The organism is Rhodocaloribacter litoris (genome assembly GCF_011682235.2).
Lineage (GTDB): Bacteria > Bacteroidota > Rhodothermia > Rhodothermales > ISCAR-4553 > Rhodocaloribacter > Rhodocaloribacter litoris.
On record NZ_CP076718.1, the window covers coordinates 2,579,546 to 2,599,194 of the forward strand.

A 19,649-nucleotide genomic window follows, 5' to 3' on the forward strand; every position below is an offset into this window, starting at 1 on the left:
ATCTGAATCCTATGGTTGTTATAAGGGGATCGTTTCAACGCAGCATCAACCTGGTCCGTGATTTCTACGGTGCTCAAAACCTTGATGGCTACATCGTCACGGTAAAAGCCCGCGAGTTGGTTGACCGCATGGCCGACGCGCTTGCTGCGCCTGTGGCTGGCCGGGCTTGGTCCATCACAGGACCGTACGGTGGCGGGAAAAGCGCCTTTGCCCTATTTACAGCTCATCTTCTGCGAGGCAATGATGCAGCATTTGCCAAACTCAAGGAAGCCGATGCGGGGCTTGCTGAGAAGCTACGCGCTGCGCGTGTGGGCGCGTTTTGCCCGGTGCTGGTCGTGGGGTCGCGAGAGTCGCTGGGAGCCGCCCTTTTGCGTGGGCTGGCGCAGGGTGTCTCGGCTTTTGTGGCCACCTTTGCTCGGCATCGAGGCCGACCTAGCGAAGAGGTGAAAACGTGCCGTACGGTGCTTCAAAAGGTCGCTCGGGAAGCGGAAGCTGCCGCCTTGCAGGACGTGGGTGATGACGTTGTGGTCGATCTGTACCAGCGGGCGGCGGCAGCGGTGCATAAAGCTACCGGCGGGGGGGTGCTCCTGATCGTGGACGAGCTAGGTAAACTGCTTGAGTATGCAGCCCTGTACCCCGAGCGAAGCGACCTCTACGTGCTGCAGCGTCTAGCTGAACGAGCTTCGCGGACGGGCGACACGCCAGAGACGGCAGCTCCGCTTCTCGTTTTCACCATCTTGCATCAGGCCTTTGAGCGTTATGCCGGTCGTCTGAGCACGGCACAGCGTGACGAGTGGCGCAAAGTACAAGGTCGTTTTGAGGACTTTGCCTTCGTTGAACCGGTCGGTGAGATGCTGCGCCTGCTGGCGCATGCCGTCCAGGTCGAGGACCCGGCTATGCTACCCGGCGACGCCCCGGCCGTAATTGACCGGTTACTCGGCGCGGCTACTCTGCAACCGAGCCTGGACCGAGAGCAGGTACGGGAGCATCTAGGCGAGGCGCTCCCGCTGCATCCGGCTGTCAGCATGATTGTAGGTCCGCTGTTTCGGCGCTTGGCTCAGAACGAACGCTCGCTCTTTGCTTTCCTCGCCTCGGGCGAGCCGGGGAGCTTCCTGGATGTGCTGGCGCATTCGATGCCTAATGCTGCCAAAGAAGACCAGCTGCGCGATGCCCCGCAACGGGTGCCCCTCTATCGCCTCGATCACCTCTACGACTACCTCATGGGGGCCGTCGGCGCAGCGCTTTTCAACGACCGCGTCGGCAAATTATGGGCCGAAACCGAGGCGGCCCTCTCCCGGCTGAAAGACCCTCAAGAGCTTGCGGTGCGCCTGCTCAAGCAGATCGCGCTTCTCAGCTTTGCCGGTCCACTGGCTGGCCTACCTCCTACGGCGGAGATCCTCCGTGCCACCGCCGATGCGCCTTCCGAGGCGGTGGATCGCACGCTGGAGAAGCTCAAGGCGGAGCGGCTCGTGACGTATCGCTCGTTCAAAGACGAGTACCACATCTGGCAGGGCAGCGATTTTGATCTCGAGGAGGCTCTCCGGAAGGCCCGCGAGCACGTCCCGGCCCGCACGCCCCTGGCCAAGCTGCTAGCCGACGTGCTACCGCCGACGCCGCTCATAGCCCGCCGCCACTCATACCGCACCGGCACGACCCGCGTCTTCGAGGTCCTGTACGCCTCCGACGAAGCCTGGCCGTCACTCATACAGCAGCCGCACAAGCGGGCCGATGGGCGCATCATCTACGTGCTACCCGAGCACGACGGCGACACAGAGCACCTGATGGCCTCCCTGCAAGAAGCCGTCGATGATCCGCTGACGCTGGTGGCCGTACCTGATGGCGTGGCGGCACTGCGCGAGGTGGTGCGCGAGCTGGCATGCCTCGAATGGGTACGCAAGTATGATGATGCACTGGACGGCGACGACGTGGCACGCCGCGAGGTCGACCAACAGCTTGCTGATCTGAGCGGCCTCGTCGAGCAGCGTCTCTCCACCTTGCTCGTCGCCGACGCTGAGGGCCGAAACCCTTGCACCTGGATCTACCAGGGACAGGTGTTCCGACTGCAAAACGAGCGTGCGTTACAGGATAAGCTCAGTCAGATATGCGACGAGATCTTTTCCCGGACACCGGAGATCTGGAATGAGTTGCTCAACCGCCACCAGCCCTCCTCGAGCGCTGTCAAAGGCCTGAAGCTCTTGCTGGAAGCGATGATCGAGCGAGGCGACCTCTACCGGCTCGGCATTGAGAAGCATCCGGCAGAGTATGGGATGTACGCCTCGATCCTCCAGGCCACGGGCATGCACCGCCCGGTATCCGATAATTCGGAGCGCTGGCACTTTGCACGACCTGATCCGGATGAACGACCCGGCTGCGCGGCGGTTTGGGATGCCATCACGAATATATTGCGAGCGGCCAAAGGACAGCGTGTGTCGGTGCGGGAACTCTACGAGGTTCTCCGACAGCCTCCCTATGGGGTGCGTGAAGGGCTGATCCCTGTCTTCCTGTTCGCGGTATACAAGGCGGCTGAAGACGAGATCGCCGTGTATGAGAACGGCACGTTTGTCTCCAGGATCGATTTTCAGACTATCGAGCGCCTGCTGAAAAGCCCGGACAAGTTCGAGATGCAGTGGGTGGAGATCAAAGGGGCGCGGGAAGAGGTACTTCGTCGGCTAGCTCCGCTCGTAGGGTTGACAGCAGCAGAGCAAAAGCCGCTGCCCTTTGTGCTTCGTCTGCTTGGTCGTGTCCACGGTCTACCGCCCTACGTACGCAAGACGGCGACGCTCTCGCAGACAGCCCTGAATGTGCGTGAGGCCCTGCATCATGCCGTCGAACCAACGACCTTGCTCTTTTCGGATCTGCCACACGCCTGCGGTGTCCGCTCGTTCCTGGTCGATGACGACGCCCGGTTGGACGATGTGGAGACCTTCGCAGAGCGCCTACAGGAAGCGCTGCGCGAACTAGGTGGGGCTTATGATGGGTTGTTGGCAGACCTTCAGACGCAGATAGCCCACGTCTTCCGGCTTCACGCGAAATCGGCGGATGAACGCCGTCATGAGCTTGCGGAGCGAGCACGGCCGTTGCTTCCCCATGCTACCGATACGCGCCTGAAGGCCTTCCTCGTCCGGGCCACCGACGAGATTCTCGATACGCAGGGCTGGTATGAGTCGCTGGCTGCGCTTCTGGCAAAACGGCCGCCGGTACAATGGAGCGACGAGGATCATGAGATCTTCGGCACTGCGCTTCGCGAAGTCGCTCGTCGGTTCCACACGCTTGAACCTATTGCCTTCGAGGCTGATCAGGAAGCGCCTGAACCGGAAGCACCGGTAGCGGATACGCGGATTCTCAAGCGGGTGCGCCTTAGCGTCACCGTACAGTACGAGGATGAGCACGAACACGTGATCAGTATCCATCCAGAGGATAACGACATCATCACGGCTGTTTATCGGCGTCTTCGCGAAGCCATCGATGCAGAAGACGTAGTGCTGGAAACAAAAATTGCCGCCCTGGCTCAATTAACCAACGAACTGCTCTCCGAACGAGAAAAAACTTATAAAGACCATGAGTAAAGTCCGGCACATCGTCGCCTTCAGCGGGGGAAAGGATAGTAGTGCGCTCGCCATCTATTTGCACGACCCCGAGCGTTGGCGCCGGGCGCTCGGCAAGCAGGGACTTCCTCCGCGCCCGCCTTTGGAAGAGGCCGAGTATGTATTCTGTGACACCGGTACCGAGCTGGCCGAGACGTACGACTACCTTGACCGGCTTGAAGCCTACCTCGGGCGGCCTATCCAGCGGCTCCGTGCCAACGTGCCACCGAGCAAGCCCGGCGAGCCGGACAAGACACCCTTCGATCACTACCTCGAACTCTACGGCGGCTTTCTACCTAGCCCGAACATGCGGTGGTGCACCCGGATGCTGAAGTTGAAGCCGTTCGAAGACTACATCGGCGACGACCCGGTGATCAGTTACGTCGGCATCCGAGCGGATGAAGGCGAATGGCGCGTCGATCCAGAGACACAGCGCAAGTATTTCCAGCATCGCAAAGGGTACATCAGCACGAAGCCCAACATCAAAACCGTTTTTCCTTTCATTGAAGATGGCCTCGTAAAAGCCGATATCTACCGTATACTCGACGATAGCGGCGTTGGCCGCCCGGACTATTATACATGGCGTTCACGCAGCGGCTGCTACTTCTGCTTTTTCCAGCGCAAGAGCGAGTGGGTCGGCCTGCTTGAGCACCACCCGGACCTGTACAAGCGAGCGATGGAGTATGAAAAGATCGACCCCGAGACGGGAGAACGTTTTACCTGGTCGGATGCCGAGTCGCTGGCTGAGCTGGCCCGGCCTGAGCGCATCGCCGAGATCAAGCGCCGGACCAAGGAGCGCGAAGAACGCCTCCGGAAAAGCCGTGCCAACGTGACGCTCATGGAGCAGTTTTTCGACGAGGTGCGCGACCTGGAAGACAGCGGCGCGGGGTGCAATATTTGCCATCTATAGGCGTGATGTTCTCCACCTGCGCAGTTCAATTGAACACATCATGAAGGCTAGCGAATTTTTACAGGCCCTGCAAACGTTCTTTCTCGACTTTATTGGAGCTATTATTCCTGGCTGGAGTTAACCCGGTTTGGTGGACTATCTTCCACTTACGAACAACGAAGAGGTCCCCATGCCACGAACACGTCCCGCGTATCCTACCGAGTTCCGCCAGCGACTCGTCGAACTGGCTCAGGCCGGTCGTAGCCCGCGTGAACTCGCTGAAGAATTTGAACCCTCCGAACAAACCATCCGCACCTGGATCAAACAAGCTGAGCGCGACGAGGGTACCCGCACCGACGGGCTCACCTCGAGAGAGCGCGAGGAGCTGCGCCAACTCCGCAAGGAGAACCGTCGTCTCCAGCAGGAGCGCGACATCCTGGCAAAGGCCGCGGCCTGGTTTGCTCAGGAGACGAACGTGATACCGAAGCGATCTTCACGTTCATAGACGCCCACCAGGCCGAATTCCCCATCCGCGTCATGTGTGCAGTCCTGGCGGTCTCCACCAGCGGCTACTACGCCTGGCGCAACCGAGTCCCTTCCCAGCGAGCCCGAGACGACGCGATGCTGACCGAGCAGATCCATGCCATCCACGCGTGGTCCCGCGGCACCTATGGCGCCCCCCGTATCCATGCCGAACTCAAGGATCAAGGCGTGCATGTGGGGTGCAAGCGTGTAGCTCGTTTGATGCGAGCAGCCGGCTTGCACGGCATTAGCCGCCGCAAAGGACCCACCACGACGCGGCGGAGGGAGGGAGCTAGACCCGCGCCGGATCTCGTCGAGCGGGATTTCACCGCGACCGAGCCGAACCAGTTGTGGGTGGCCGACATCACCTACGTGCCGACGGCGGCCGGCTTCCTGTACCTGGCTGTTGTGCTCGACGCGTTCAGTCGCCGTATCGTGGGCTGGTCGATGGCCAATCACTTGAGGACGGAGCTGGTGGTCGCCGCGTTGGAGATGGCGCTTGAGCAGCGGAAGCCGGAGGCGGTCATCCATCACTCCGACCAGGGGTCGCAGTACACCTCGATTGCCTTCGGGGTGCACTGTCGGGAAGCGGGTGTGGAGCCGTCAATGGGCTCGGTCGGTGACTGCTACGATAACGCCATGTGCGAGAGCTTCTTCGCTACGCTTGAATGCGAACTCATCGACCGTGAGGCCTTCGCGACGCGGGCCGAGGCGCGGATGGCGATCTTCGACTACATTGAAGGGTGGTACAACCCGCATCGGCGGCACTCGGCCCTGGAGTATCAGTCGCCGGTGAGCTACGAAAGAAGACACCAATCACAGGTCGCAGCCGAAAGCTGCTGACTGTCCACTAAAGCGGGGTAACTCCACTCGCGCGCTAGGCAAACATATAGTACTTGTTGAAGAGCACCCTTCAGAGCAGCGACGACGCTATTTTGGAATGCCGAGGGCTTGCGCCGATGTGACATTCTCCTCACTGAATGAAGGAGTGCTATATTTGCGATCCCTCTCAGTAGCTGCTCCAACACAGGAGAAGGATATGCTCGCCTGATTGAACAGCCGCTTTCTACTCTAAACGCAATACCCCAGATTGCATTGGTGAATCCGATGATCCAGGAGGAAGCTCTATTCCACGCCCTCTACCAAGCGTCAACGGAAAGCGAGGTAGATGAAGTCATCCAGCAGCATCCGGAGGTCTTCAAGCAGGAAAACTGGTATCCGTACGGCCAGAATGAGAGCAACTTCGGTGTGGTCGAGAACCAACAGGCCTCTCCGATTCCTGCACTGGTCGAAAAGGTGATCAATTCCATCGATGCCATTCTGATGAAACGCTGCCTTGAAGAAGGCATCGATCCGAAGTCACCTCAAGCGCCTCGTTCGGTCGAAGACGCCGTAAAACGTTTCTTCCCTGATGCGAAGAATTGGGATCTTCCTTCGTTCAGAGCACAACAGGCCGAGGCCATACAAATTCTGGCAGACGGCCCTCGCCTCAATACATCCCTTGTCATTTACGACGACGGGGAGGGGCAACACCCCGAAGATTTCGAAGACACCTTCCTTTCCTTGCTAAGGGGCAATAAGAACGAGATCCACTTCGTCCAAGGGAAATACAATATGGGCGGAGCCGGTGCTATTGTGTTCTGCGGGAAGAAGCGTTACCAACTGATCGGCTCGAAACGATTCGATGGGACAGGTTTGTTCGGCTTCACGCTCATGCGCAAGCACCCGCTGAGTGACGAGGAACGCAAGAGCAAGAAGAACACTTGGTATGAATATCTGAAGATTGACGGCAAGATCCCATCGTTCCACATCGATACGATGGATCTCGGTCTTTACAACCGGCTGTTCAAGACCGGGACGGTCATCAAACTATATTCCTATGACCTGCCGGAAGGTGCTCGTTCGGTCATCTCTCGGGACCTGAACCAGAGTATCAACGAATACCTGTTCGAACCTGCACTGCCGATCTACACCATTGATAAAGAAGAGCGCTATCCCAATGACCGCGCGCTTCAACGGCACCTCTATGGGTTGAAGCGCCGCCTTGAAGAGGAAGGCAGCAAGTATGTTGAGACGTACTTCTCGGAGACATATTCCGATGAGACCATCGGAACCGTGAAGATCACCTGCTACGTGTTCAAACCACGAATCGAAGGCAAAAATGCCAAGGAGAGCCGGGAAACCATCCAGCGGGAGTTTTTCAAGAACAACATGTCCGTGTTGTTCTCCATCAACGGGCAGGTGCACGGGCACTACACATCGGAATTCATCACGCGGTCGTTGAAATTCTCTCTACTGAAGGGCTATTTGATCATCCACGTGGACTGCACCCACGTGAACCTCGAGTTCCGTAACGAACTGTTTATGGCTTCCCGGGATCGCCTCAAGGCGGGGGAAGAATCCCGGACCCTGCGTCATGTCATTTCGGACGTTTTGTCCAAAAGCAAGCTCAAGGATATCTACAAGCAACGCCGCCAGGCCATCACCGTCGAGGGTGAGGATACAAAAGATCTACTCAAGAGCTTCACGGATAACCTGCCTCTGAAGGATGATCTCCTGTCTCTGCTGAACCAGACGTTCAAGCTAGATCAGAAGACGAAACGGGAGCCGCAACCCAAGCAGCACAAACCGTCACAGAACAATGGGCAGCAGCCACCGCCATTCAATCCTCAGCGGTTTCCGTCTTTTCTCAAAATCGAGGTCAAGGCTCAGGATAAGGATGGGTTGCCAATGGTAAAGGTCCCTCTGGGCGGTGAGCGCACCGCACGCTTCTCGACCGACGTGGAGGATCACTACTTCGACCGTGTGGAGGAACCGGGCGACTTACAGATTGCCATTCTGGACTACCGACCTAATGAGAGGGAGGGAGGGAGTCAGCCTGGCATTCCGGATAAGGTCGAATACTTCTTCAACGTGGCGCGCTCGAGCCCTAATCAGGGAATCATTAGAATCGCCTTCAATCCGACCGATAAGGTACAGGTAGGCGATGCGGTAAAAATCAAGGCCACGCTCATGGGCGCTGGCCAGAAATTCGAGGAAATCTTCTGGATAAAGATCTCGGAGCCGGAAAAGAAACAGAACAAGCAAAAGGCGAAACCGTCGAAAGAAGATGACAGAATCGGCCTACCTGCGCTGCATCTTGTTTACGAAGAGAAGAGGGACGGATACCTCGACTGGGAGGCACTCGAAGCCCAGGGGATTTCGATGAACCATGACACCGTGATGCATCCGAGCGTCGAAGGCGATAAGCTCGATGCCATCTATGTTAACATGGATAGTCGGGTGCTCAAGGACTACAAGTCCAAGTTGAAAACGGCAGAGCAGCTTGATCTGGCGGACAAGAGGTATATATCTTCTGTTTACTTCCATACCCTCTTCCTCTACATGATCACCCGCAATCGCAAATACACCATCTACCAGCAGCAAGGTGGACATGATGAGGAGCCGGTTGACCTCACCGACTATCTAAAAGACATCTTCGAAAGCTATTACTCAGCGTTCCTGCTCAACTTCGAAATGAGCGAGCTGATTGCTAGCTTGGAAGACTAAACATCTATCTACTCCTATGAGCGAAGTTGCTACAATGAGCGAAATTAACCTTGATTGGAATCCGGGCCGTGTCTTGTTCGGCCTCAGCAGAATTGGTTATACGCCTGCCTCCGCGCTGTGTGACTTGGTTGATAATGCCGTTCGTGCCAATGCTTCAGCGGTTCACATTCTTATCCACAAAGAGCGCGAGGACCTGAGCGACAGGAGCAAAAACAATGTCCGTGAATATCTCATCATCGACGACGGGGATGGCATGGACGAGGCCGGGCTAAAAAATGCGCTAATGCTTGGTTCGTCTGATCTAGAATACGAAAATCATGCATTGTGCAAGTTTGGCCTCGGCCTCAAATCCGCTTCCCTCTCACAGGGCGACGAGTTGCATGTCATTTCGTCTACAGGTGATGGCAACTTCCTGAAGTACATCCTCTCTTTGCCTGCCATTCAAAATAGAGGACAATATTTCGCTACCAAAGCTCACCTCAGTGAAGAAGACCGAGCACTCATTGACGAGTACCTGACTGATGGGCGGGGTACGATTATCCGCATCGGCCAGGTTCGTAAGAATAATCACCCCAGCGTTCGTAGCACCGTTGAAGAGCTTGAGTACAAGATCGGCGTTATCTACTTTTACTTCATGAAAGAAGATGGCTTAAAGATTTATGTGGACGGCAAGGAGATTTCACCCTTTGACGTACTCTTCATAGATGAAGCCAATGCCAACGGTAATTTGGACGAAAATGAATGGGATGGGCGTTCAACGAGATGGATTCAGCGTCCCAAAGATATATCGATAGATGCGGACTACGAACTAAAAGCTAGGATCGAAGTCACCCAACTACCTTATCCGCCTATTTTTGACTTAGACGGTGCCGGCGAACAGGCAAAAATCCGCGATAAGTATCGCATTGGAGCCGGCAACTATGGTTTCTATGTCTATCGAAACAAGCGTCTGATTTCTTGGGCAGAACGTTTTGGTGGCATTATTCCCCAAGACCAAGACTATTACTCTTTCAGAGGCCGCATCCTGATCGACGACTCGGCGGACGACGCTTTCAACATTGATGTTAAGAAAGCGACTATCACGCTTTCTGACGACGCCGAACGAACGATTAGTGACTACTCGGCAAACTACAAAAGCAAGAGCAAAAAAGCTTGGAATCGCGCTAACAATCTGCGCAAAGAGCGCCAGGGCGATGATCCTAATCTAGTTGCTAACCAAATCGTAGAAGAGTACACCCCTCCGCCTAACTTACCGGGCGAAGGCATTCCCTCAACAGAGGAAATCCAGAAGCAGCGAGAACGAGAGACGGAACTCCAAGAGGAGATGCGCGACAAACTGCGCAAGGAAACCGCCCGCAAGAAACAGGAGAAAGAAAATCAACCCATTTCGGAGGAAGAGCTAACCGAAGAGGACCTAGAAGCGGTGCTCCGGGAAAACACGCATCCAGCAGCCCACAAAATCTTCCAAGTCAGTACTATCCTAGACAATTTGCTTTGGGAGCCCTACCATGATGCTGAACACGAACACTGCGTGCGCATCAATCGAGGACACCGATTTGGAAGGTTGATATATGATGACAACCATAGTAATACGGACCTGCAGGTGATTTTCGAGCTGATGCTACTTCAGCTTGCTATTGCCGAAGTATATGCGCAAAAGAATCTAACAAAATATAAACGAGAGAATGTGAATAACATCGTTACCGAGTTCAGGCGGTACACTTCCGAATTTCTAGCTGACATGTGCCGTAAACTCGATCATAAGCTACCTAAGTCTAGCAGCTAGCCATTGTATCATGCCTTCTGTAATTGGTGCCTGCTTCGATGGAAGATTGGCATACATTTATATTTGGCTCTCGAAGAAGCATCGTGTTGTTTACGTCGGCCAGACCAACGGTACGGAGGGTACGCTTGGGAGGGCCGCACAGCATGTTACGATAAGAGGTACTTTCCGTCAACGCTTTGAGGAAGTAGTAGGACTCCAGCTCGAAGCGATAGACGATCTGATTCTTCTGAGCTTTCCGCTGCCCTTTGAGCCAGAATTCACCGGCATTGAATCTTCGTTTCGTGAAGGCGTTGAGTTTCTCGTTCAGCAAGGCCTGCTTGACGCCCGCAGCAATCTTACGCCCATGTATCGGGTCATATCAACCGTTCGGCCTACGGCACAAGCCTCTCTGAAAAGAGTACAAACTTGTGCTGATGACATTGTGAAGCAGTTCGTGGTGGCCTATGCAACCCTCACCCCGCTGCCGCCTATTTACTGACGAATCAAACAAAACGCCTCTGCAATCAGTCCCCTTTATGGGAACTACATATCCGCCTTCTTCTTCTGGATCTCGCAGCGGGTGTCGAGGTGCTCGCTAGAATACATCGAACCAGTGTCTTCGATCAGGACAGACGGCACGGGCGCGTCCGCCACCCGAGTCGCTGCACCCTCACCGCTGCCATCGCCCGGCTTGTTGAAAAGCACATTAGATGAGGGTCGGACATAAATGTTAAGTTGAGCAAAAACAGAGCCGCACCGAGCGTGTGCCCCGTACGGCTCCTGCTGTACCTTGAGGGTATCGAGCCTCTCAAGTTCAACAGCAAGAGCCATGATACACCCCGACGCGCTTCTGTTCAAACTCATCGCGCTCATTGACAAACTGCCCCAGCCCAAGACTTCACCCCGAAGAGGACGCCCGGTGGTTTATCCCGAGACGCTCTTTCTTAAGGCGCTCGTGATCATGACGCTGCGCCACCTCTATCAGGTTGGCGCGTTCCTCGCCGTGCTCGATCAACCGGATATGGCTTCTGTCAAGGCCGTCTTGCTCGATGAGCAGGGACGCTTTCCCTGTCGGCGAACCTGGGAACGACGACTGGCCAACCTTCCCGAATCCCTGCCCGCACGGATCGGGCTGATCGGACGCATGCTCGTCGAGATGATCAAGCCGTGGGCCAACTCGGGACGCGCTGTGGCGCTCGACTCGACCATTTTGCACGCTTCTGGCGGGGTGTGGCACAAAAAACACCGTGATGCAGGCCTTGTGCCCCACAGCCGGATTGACACCGAGGCGGCCTGGACGCAGAGCGGCTGGCACGGCTGGGTCTACGGCTGGAAGCTGCATCTGGCCGTGACCGTGGCCTCGGTCTGGATTCCGGTGGCGGCTCGGCTGCGCCCGGCCAACGAGGCCGACAATGTCGTGGCCGAGGATCTGATCCCGGAGCTTCCCTTCGAGGTGCGCTATGTGCTGGGCGACAAGCATTACAACGCACCCAACGTCACGGCAGCGTGTCGGTTGCGCAACTTGTTTGCCGTGACGACGAAGCGGGGCGCCTACCCGCACACGGACGACGGGGTCGAAGTCCGGCGCATCTTTCACAAGTTGCGCTCGGTTGCCAATGAGAACTTCAATGAACAGTTCAAGGCCATCTTCAATGGGCACGACCGGGTACCCACGAAAGGCCTGGTCGCGACGCAGCGGTATGCGCTCGGGGCGGTGCTAGTCTACCAGTTGGTGCTCTGGCACCGCTATGAGCAAGGCTTGCCTTTGCGTCAGGGGCTAAAGGCTTATATCAAAGCCGCTTAACATTTATTTCCGACCCTCATTTGGGTCAAAGTCCCTGAGTAGCGCTATACCCACAAGCCGTTATAAAAACACCTCATACTTTTGCCCTGATTCTCACCGTGTCCCGTCCGTCGCCGGGTGGACGGTGAACGAGCGCATCATGCCGGCGTGGCGCTGTGCCTGCCCGGCATGGCCCTCATCCTCTTCGGCCCCCGCCCGGGGTGAAGCGTACGGCGTCTTGCATGCGGGCCCGGAGCGCGTCGGCGTTTGCCGGGAGAAATTGCCATTAATGAGATATTTAAAGGCAGGTTTGTTGCGTGCAGGCGCTCCGCCTATCTGGACCGGTGAGCGCCGGCCGCTGGTGGCAGGGGAAGAATACGGATCATGACCACTTGCGGTGTCCTCTGCGCAATTGATCTGCCGCGAGGCGTTTTTACCTAAATGCTCTTTCGAGCAGGACGTGTACCTCTGGGTGCTGCCGGCGCCGAAACGAGCCACACGACCCTTTCTTCCCGGCAGGGAAAGACCCCGGAAGGAAGGAGAGAGGGGCATGTCCGCCACGTGCATCACGCCGCGGCCGGTGTGATAGGTAACCGGGTTCGTTGAATCAAGCGAGGTAAATACCATGCCAGCACTTCAGCGTCTTCCGAGAAGAGCCACCTCGCGGGGGTTCTCGATACCCCTGATGTATGGATTCAATCATGCGGGGGCGATGGTCTCTTCGCTCGTGAATGTCAATCATCGCAACGAATATCGACTCAAGGCCGGCGCCGACGTGTCGAAAGCGCATGCAAGGCGCGTCTGGACTTTCAGGGACAATGAACACATGTTGCTTGCATTGAACGAGTGGCTTGCCGGTGGGAGCAGTTATCCGTTCTTGACTGCGTTTCTGGGTATTGCGGTTGGGTTCATAAGCACGCCGGCGGGAGTAGCATGGTCCGTCTTCTTCGCCGCAATGGACAACGCGCGGTCGAATCTTTCCGCTCAGTGTTTCGCACGCGTTGCCGACCAGCTCTGGATGGTTGAGGCGGTCGGGTTGGACGACGGTGCTCCCGTCTACATGCGGCAGATCTGGTTGGTCGATCCGCTGCGAAATGGCAATTCGGGCCCGCCTGCCTCGAGCTGGTGCATCGCTGAAGATCGCTATGAGGTCGCCCTGTAGCCGGTCAACCGCCGGTTCGTGCAACGAAGCCGGCGTGTCGTATCCGTCAGGCCCCGCCCGTGCCTGAACGCTGGACCGGACCTGCCGCTCGGCCGGGATCGGGCGTCATCACGCTTTCTTCACAATTCCTCTGGCCCCTCACCCGGTCTTTTCGCGTGATCGTTACTGGAGGGGGTGCCGGCAGGACGCGGCGCCGTGGAGTCTTCGCACGAGCCGCGAAACCCGAAGCTTCGGCGCGGGTGGCCCTCCGGGTGCACGCTGGAGTTTGGAACGTGCCCGCCCTGTTTCCTTGTGTTTGAAAAGCATGGGGTTGCATCGTACCTTGATGGCGGGATGCACCGCGCGCTGCATCCAGGCAAGACCACCCGGCGGGGGGCGAGGCTCGATCTGATCAACTAACGTCTACGGAGGGTGACATGACAGGGACGCAATGGATGAAACGGGCGGGATGGATGATGCTTGCCGTCGTGTTGGTGGCAACGGTTCCGCAGGAAGCCGAGGCGCAACTGCTGAAGCGGTTGAAGAACCGGGCCAAGGAGACGGCCGAGAACGCGCTCGAACGGAAGGCCGAGGAGGCGGTGGACCGCGCCGTAAACCGTGCCGTGGACCGGGCCGTGGATGGCTACATCGACCGCGCCATGACACGGGTCTTCGGGGAGAAGGCCGCCGCCGAGGGAACCCAGCGCAATGCCGGTATGCGGGAGCTGGAGGCTGCCATGATCAGCCTGTACGGCTACGGCCAGGCCGCCGGCGCAGTGGAGCCGGTGCCGTTCCGCGACTTGAAGGCGCTGCTGCCCGACCGCGCCGCCGGCCTCGCCCGCACCGATGACTCCGGCGAGACGACCCGGGCCTACGGCATCAGCATGTCCCAGGCCGAGGCCACCTACGGCAGCGGCGACCGCGCCGTCGACCTGGCCATCCTGGACCTGGGGTCGATGCAGAGTATGGCGCTCTACGGCTATGCCTGGCTGATGACCGACATCGACGTCGAGACCGAAGACGGCTACGAGCGCACCACCACGTTCGAGGGCTTTCCGGCCTTCGAGTCGTCGAAACAGCGGCAGGGGGGCGAGGAGACGGCCTTTCAGGTGATCGTCGGCCAGCGCTTCGTCGTGGCCGCCAACGGCCGCGGCGTCCCGATTGACGCCCTGAAGGAGGCCGTCGGGGACGTCGATCTGCAGCGGCTGAACGAGCTGCGCAGCTACGGGCTCTCCGAGGAAGCCGCGGCCGCGCAAGAACAACAGCGGCGGGCCATGCAGGGCACGGCCGACAGCCTGCGCGCGGCCTACGGGACGGCGGGAGGCGTGGAGGTGGCCGACTTCCGCGCCCTGAAGGCGCTGCTCCCCGAACGCCTGCCCGGCATGGTGCGGGAGGACGCCCAGGGCCAGAAGGGCTCCGCGATGGGGATTACCACCTCTTCCGCCGAGGCGGCCTTCCGCAGCGAGGACGGCCAGGCCTGGATGAACGTCAGCATCACCGACCTGGGCTCGCTCCAGAGCCTGACGATGATCAGCTACGGCTGGCTCAACACGCAGATCGAGACGGAAGACGACACCGGCTACGCGCGCACGACGACCTTCAAAGGCTATCCGGCCTACGAGGAATTCCGGCGTCGGGATGGTGAGACGAGCGCCTCGATGCAGGTGATCGTCGGGCAGCGCTTCGTCGTGTCCGCCGAGGGCCAGGGCATCGGCATGGACGACGTGAAAGCCGCACTCGAGCGGATCGACCTGGGCGCTGTCGCCGCGCTGTAGCGCCCGCCCCGTCGCAGCAGCGATACGCGGAGGACCGGCATCAGGTGAATGGCCGGTGCCCCCACTATTCCGGCCGGATGCACCGTGAGCGAGCGCATCATGCCGGCGTGGCGCTGTGCCTGCCCGGCATGGCCCTCATCCGCTTCGGCCCCCGCCCGGAGGACCGCGGACACACAGGGAAGCGGCCATCAGCTGGCTTCGTGCACGCGGAATAACCGGGGCCTTGATGATTCACGAAAACATGTGCAAGACGTGTCGGGATTATATGTCACCTGGCGGCATATTTCCAGACTGGTCCAGACTGTAAGTTATTGCATCATCATCGCTTAACAGGTATATTAACGCGGTGATACATGGCCGTGGGGCGCGTTGTAATACGGCCAATTGCAGGTTAATAATAGGTTATACAGCCCTCGCACCAGCTCACGCCGCAGAGACAGCGGCAGTTGAAGGAACAGGAACAACATGCCTTACACCAAGCCCGCTATCCAGGCGGAAGCTTGCGGAGAACAAGCCGAAGCCAGCATCAAAATCGAGGAAGGCAGCAGCCTGACTCCGCCGGTCCGGCGACGCAACCTTCAGGTGAATGCCGTATGCCGTCACTGTACAAACTAAAAGAGGTTCATCCATGGTTACGAGATACGTTCTAACCACCGTCTTTTTAGGCGTGTTCTACTCATCTCACTCGCTTCTTGCGACTCGGCTGAGATAACCGATTCTCCATCTCCTCAGGAAGAGAGAATGCCTCTTCAAACTAGCTCCTCTGAGTTTGCCCAAGCACGGGGGCAGTTAAACGCCTCGCTCATTCCCAATTCTCTCGACGACATTTTCGTCAAACTAGCCGATCGCTTCGACGGCTTCGGGGGCGTATATGAAAACGAAGAAGGTCAGTTGGTGCTCGTCTCCAGGGAGCCTCAGGGCGAGCGCATTCTAAAATAGGCTAGTGTTAATGGCCTGGGATGTCGTAAGCTGTGCCGGTTCGTCAGCCGTTCCAGTTTGCTCCCCTCCGTTCATGTCTGAGACCTGCTTTATTCGCTATTTTGACCACCTTGAGGACCCCCGACGCGATCAGGGCAAACGCCACCGGCTCGAGCACGTGCTCGTGATCGCCCTCTGTGCCGTTGTTGCCGGTGCTGAGGGCTGGGATGACATCGCCACGTTCGCCCAGGCCAAAGTCTCCTGGCTGACCCAACGGCTCGACCTCAAACATGGCACGCCCTCGGGCGACACCTTCCGCCGCGTCCTGGCCGCCATCTGCCCGGAGGCCTTCGCCCGCGGCTTCGTACGCTGGGTGGAGGCGCTGGCCCAACAGACGGCCGGCGAGGTCATTGCCATCGATGGCAAGACGCTGCGCCGCAGTTACGACAAAGACGACCCGAAGGCCGCCCTGCACATGATCTCGGCCTGGGCGTGTGAGCAGCATCTGGTGCTGGCGCAAGAGAAGGTCTCGGCCAAGAGCAATGAGATTACCGCGATTCCGGCGCTTCTGGAGGTGTTGGACCTCGAAGGCTGCATTGTGACGCTCGATGCGATGGGCACGCAGACCGAGATTGCCGAAGCGATCTGCGCGCAGGGGGCGGACTACGTGTTGGCCCTGAAGGGCAACCAGGGCCTGCTCCACCGTGAGGTGCGGGCCTACTTCGAGCAGGGGCGCACGCGGCACTGGCGGGCGATGCCGGTCGCCTACGCGGAGCGCTGTGACCTGGGGCACGGGCGCAAGGAAGTGCGTCGGCTGTGGATCTCGACCGATGTGGCCTGGGTGCCCAAGGCCGAGGCGTGGCGTGACCTGAACAGCCTCGTGATGGTCGAACACGAGCGCCACACGCAGCAGGGCGTGAGTCTGGAGCGCCGCTTCTACATCAGCAGCCTCGCGACCACAGCGGAGCAGATGCTGGATATCATCCGGAGTCACTGGGGCATTGAGAATCAGCTGCACTGGGTGCTCGATGTGGTGTTTCGGGAGGATGAGAGCCGTATTCGGCGCGATCACGGGGGGCAGAACATGGCGGTGGTGCGGCAGCTAGCGCTCAACCTGTTGCGCAAGGACGAAACGAAGCGGTTGAGTCTGCGCATGAAGCGAAAACGGGCCGGTTGGGACGATGCCTTCCTGGCGCAGATCGTCGGAATTTAGAATGCGCTCGCCCTGCAGGGAGCCTGAGAACACAAGAGCCGCCCGGGACGAACTCGTCGCTGAATTATTTGAGGTGATGGAGATCGACGATAAATCCCGCGACGCTTATTTGAGCAAGGAGATTCCTGTACAGCCGGGCGCTTACAGTTTCACGGAACTGGCTGTCCACCGTGATTTAATTGAAAGAAACCTGCGAGACGCTATCCCTCTCGTGCTTACCGACGTTGACGAGCGCAGGAATGTGGTGGTGATTGGCCTTGATGAAACGGCAAACATATCAATAGCCGATGTGATTTCAAAGATGGCTCGGTTGGGAGTTCCGCCCGAGGCTGTTGTGTTCGAACGGATGCCCATTCCTCAAGCTGCGATAGATATGTCGCCTGACCCGAAACTTCCCACTTCAACGCTGCTTCCACAGCTAACCGACTATGTGCGTCCGCTCGCAGGGGGACTCAAGATTGATAGAAACGGCGGGTGTACACTTGGTATACCAGTATGGTACGGGAACCCTGGGAATCAAACGCGCGGATTCCTGACCGCTTCACATTGCACAGGGTTCGTCGGTTATAATAACGGAAGCCAGTGGGGACAGCCCTTGCTTAGCAATGCTATCGGAGTAGAATTTGAAGACCCGCCGCTTACGAACTGCGGATCAGGATATTGTGATTTAACGGATGCCGCGCTGATCGACCTGAACAGCGCCCACGACAATAGTTCTATGGCCCTCCCCGGCCATGTGTATCTTACAGATTTCAGCAGCAGCACAGGACCTGGAGGGTATGCTGTCACAGGTGAAACGCTCCCGCTCGGGGTCCAGTCGCCCTTCATGGGTTTGGACGTGAACAAAGTAGGCGTTCGGACGGGGTGGACCACGGGTGAAATTACAGGTACTTGTGTTACGACCTACGTTGTGGTCCGCCATCCTGATGGTGTTCAACGATTAACGCGTCTCCCTTGCTACATTCGAGCGACCACGCCCGTCAACAGCGGTGATAGCGGATCAGCCTTGTTTCGTATAGTCTACGATCCTGATCCAGACGGAGGCAATTTCCTGGGCATTTTGTCTGCATGTAGCGGATGTAATCCCGATGTGACCTCACAGACAGGTGACGGCTTCTACGTCTCGTGGTCCGCCATCAGTCAAGCCATGAATCAACATATTACGATGGTGGAGGATCAAGGGATTGAGTAGAACTATGGCGCAATATCATTCAGCCTTGTTCCTTGCTCTGATGCTCGCTTCACTGGGGGGTGTCCGTTCTGCCCATGCGCAGGAGCAATACATCTACTGGATTGGAGCAATCCAGCCGGAGGAGACCAGAGGCAACACGATTTTTCGTTACGCGCTCGATAGTGGCGTAGTGGACACCCTAGTGCAATCCGGGGAACTAGGCCCGGAAGAGCATGTGCCGCGGTATTTTTACTATGTGACCGTCGACACACTCCGCGGGCATATCTACTGGACGGATTCGGGGGGGACGGAGCCAGATGGGGCGGAATTACTCGGAGCCATCCGACGCGCGTCCCTGGATGGCGATAGTGCTGAGGTATACCTGGGGGGTATCGTGTGTGGCGTGGGTGCACTGAAAGATATTGAGATCGACACCGCGGGAGAAACAGTTTATTGGAGCGAAAACTCAGACTGTTATAGACCTCTGCATCGCACAGACCTGGTACGGCCCGATCCTTTTCAGAGTTTGCTTCCAACAAACGGTCCTTATGCCGTGTCGGCTATTGAGCTCGATCTCCGCAATCAGATGATCTATTGGACGAACAACGATTTCTTCGTCCAAAAACCTCTCGGGATTCTACGGGCTCCCCTTAACGATACTGTGTCTGATGAATACATCATAACGGGTTGTATTGGGGACATCGCCCTGGCCCATATGCTGTCCAAAGTCTATTGGGCTCCCTGTAACAGTAGCACCATCCGGCGCGCCAATCTCGATGGTACCGAGGTCGAGAATGTGATCGTAAGCCAGGGAGCGGTAGGTAATCTGGCTATAGACCACAAGGGAGGGAAAATCTACTGGACCGAGACCAGCGAAGGCACCATCCGGCGCGCCAATCTCGACGGCAGTGAGGTGGAAGATCTCCTGTCGGGGCTGGTCGTGCCCACCAGCCTGGCGCTCAATTTCGGGTGGGATGTCCGCGTAGACGTAGAGACGGACGCGGGGCTGCCGGATCGCGTAGAACTGCAGGACATCTATCCCAATCCGGTGCAGGAAAGGGCCATCATTGCGTTTGTGCTTACCGAGCCGGCTCACGTCACGCTGGAGATCTACGACCAGCTAGGTCGCCGGGTCGAAATCCTCGCCTCGGGTACGTATCCGCCCGGTACGTTCCGTGTTCAATGGAACCCGACTGATCAGGCGAATGGAGTGTATTTTTGCAGAATGGCTTCCGATAATCGGTCTGAGACCATTGTGCTCGTATTACAACGATAGAAAAGGATGTTGAAATCCCATGTGGGTGTCGAGCGTGATATGCGTCGGGTGGCTAGCGGTTGT

14 protein-coding genes are annotated in these 19,649 nt (G+C 57.7%); 12 read left to right on the top strand and 2 right to left on the bottom strand.

Going from position 1 to position 19,649, the window contains the following annotated elements; translation table 11 throughout:
• The first annotated feature begins 11 nt into the window (after positions 1-11).
• The 6 genes from GQ464_RS10795 to GQ464_RS10820 all read left to right on the top strand — a co-directional run bounded on the left by GQ464_RS10795 (position 12) and on the right by GQ464_RS10820 (position 10,808).
• Entirely contained in the window at positions 12-3,566 is a 3,555-nt protein-coding gene (locus tag GQ464_RS10795; protein ID WP_166981328.1) for a hypothetical protein, read from the top strand.
• Entirely contained in the window at positions 3,559-4,494 is a 936-nt protein-coding gene (locus tag GQ464_RS10800) for a phosphoadenosine phosphosulfate reductase family protein (RefSeq protein ID WP_166981333.1), read from the top strand. Before GQ464_RS10795 ends, GQ464_RS10800 begins: the two co-directional genes overlap by 8 nt.
• Positions 4,495-4,663: 169 nt before the next feature.
• A protein-coding gene (locus GQ464_RS10805; RefSeq protein ID WP_166982020.1) for an IS3 family transposase occupies positions 4,664-5,838 on the top strand; the annotation gives its coding sequence in 2 pieces (ribosomal slippage) (positions 4,664-4,913 and positions 4,913-5,838; 1,176 coding nt in all).
• Positions 5,839-6,102: 264 nt separating this feature from the next.
• Positions 6,103-8,544: a hypothetical protein gene (locus GQ464_RS10810; protein WP_228350204.1), complete on the top strand. Its 2,442-nt coding sequence runs from the start codon at positions 6,103-6,105 to the stop codon at positions 8,542-8,544.
• A gap of 16 nt (positions 8,545-8,560) precedes the next feature.
• Positions 8,561-10,330, top strand: coding sequence for an ATP-binding protein (locus GQ464_RS10815; RefSeq protein WP_166981392.1), 1,770 nt, complete (start codon positions 8,561-8,563; stop codon positions 10,328-10,330).
• A 10-nt stretch (positions 10,331-10,340) separates the two neighbouring features.
• Entirely contained in the window at positions 10,341-10,808 is a 468-nt protein-coding gene (locus tag GQ464_RS10820; protein ID WP_166981394.1) for a hypothetical protein, read from the top strand.
• A 44-nt stretch (positions 10,809-10,852) separates the two neighbouring features.
• On the opposite strand, the gene GQ464_RS10825 is transcribed toward GQ464_RS10820, so the two are convergent.
• The gene (locus GQ464_RS10825) at positions 10,853-11,140 is read right to left on the bottom strand and encodes a hypothetical protein (protein ID WP_166981396.1); all 288 of its coding nucleotides are present in this window, start codon (positions 11,138-11,140) and stop codon (positions 10,853-10,855) included.
• On the opposite strand from GQ464_RS10825, the gene GQ464_RS10830 reads away from it, so the two are divergent.
• From GQ464_RS10830 to GQ464_RS10840, 3 genes are all read left to right on the top strand, one after another.
• Positions 11,139-12,113 (top strand): transposase, encoded by a 975-nt coding sequence (locus GQ464_RS10830; protein ID WP_166981399.1) that lies wholly within the window; start codon positions 11,139-11,141, stop codon positions 12,111-12,113. The genes GQ464_RS10825 and GQ464_RS10830 overlap by 2 nt on opposite strands.
• A 604-nt stretch (positions 12,114-12,717) precedes the next feature.
• A complete protein-coding gene (locus GQ464_RS10835) occupies positions 12,718-13,254 on the top strand; it encodes a hypothetical protein (RefSeq protein ID WP_228350205.1) in 537 nt (178 codons plus the stop codon).
• Positions 13,255-13,706: 452 nt separating this feature from the next.
• Positions 13,707-15,008: a hypothetical protein gene (locus GQ464_RS10840; protein ID WP_166981404.1), complete on the top strand. Its 1,302-nt coding sequence runs from the start codon at positions 13,707-13,709 to the stop codon at positions 15,006-15,008.
• 423 nt (positions 15,009-15,431) lie between these two features.
• Here GQ464_RS10840 and GQ464_RS10845 read toward each other — a convergent pair whose 3' ends face one another.
• Complete coding sequence (locus tag GQ464_RS10845; RefSeq protein ID WP_166981407.1) at positions 15,432-15,638, bottom strand: hypothetical protein; 207 nt, start codon at positions 15,636-15,638, stop codon at positions 15,432-15,434.
• A gap of 382 nt (positions 15,639-16,020) precedes the next feature.
• On the opposite strand from GQ464_RS10845, the gene GQ464_RS10850 reads away from it, so the two are divergent.
• From GQ464_RS10850 to GQ464_RS10860, 3 genes are all read left to right on the top strand, one after another.
• Entirely contained in the window at positions 16,021-17,139 is a 1,119-nt protein-coding gene (locus tag GQ464_RS10850; RefSeq protein ID WP_166982023.1) for an ISAs1 family transposase, read from the top strand.
• 76 nt (positions 17,140-17,215) lie between these two features.
• On the top strand, positions 17,216-18,331 hold the full coding sequence (locus GQ464_RS10855; RefSeq protein WP_228350206.1) for a S1 family peptidase: 1,116 nt from the start codon (positions 17,216-17,218) through the stop codon (positions 18,329-18,331).
• Between the two features lie 4 nt (positions 18,332-18,335).
• Positions 18,336-19,586 (top strand): T9SS type A sorting domain-containing protein, encoded by a 1,251-nt coding sequence (locus GQ464_RS10860; RefSeq protein ID WP_166981415.1) that lies wholly within the window; start codon positions 18,336-18,338, stop codon positions 19,584-19,586.
• Positions 19,587-19,649 lie beyond the last annotated feature (63 nt).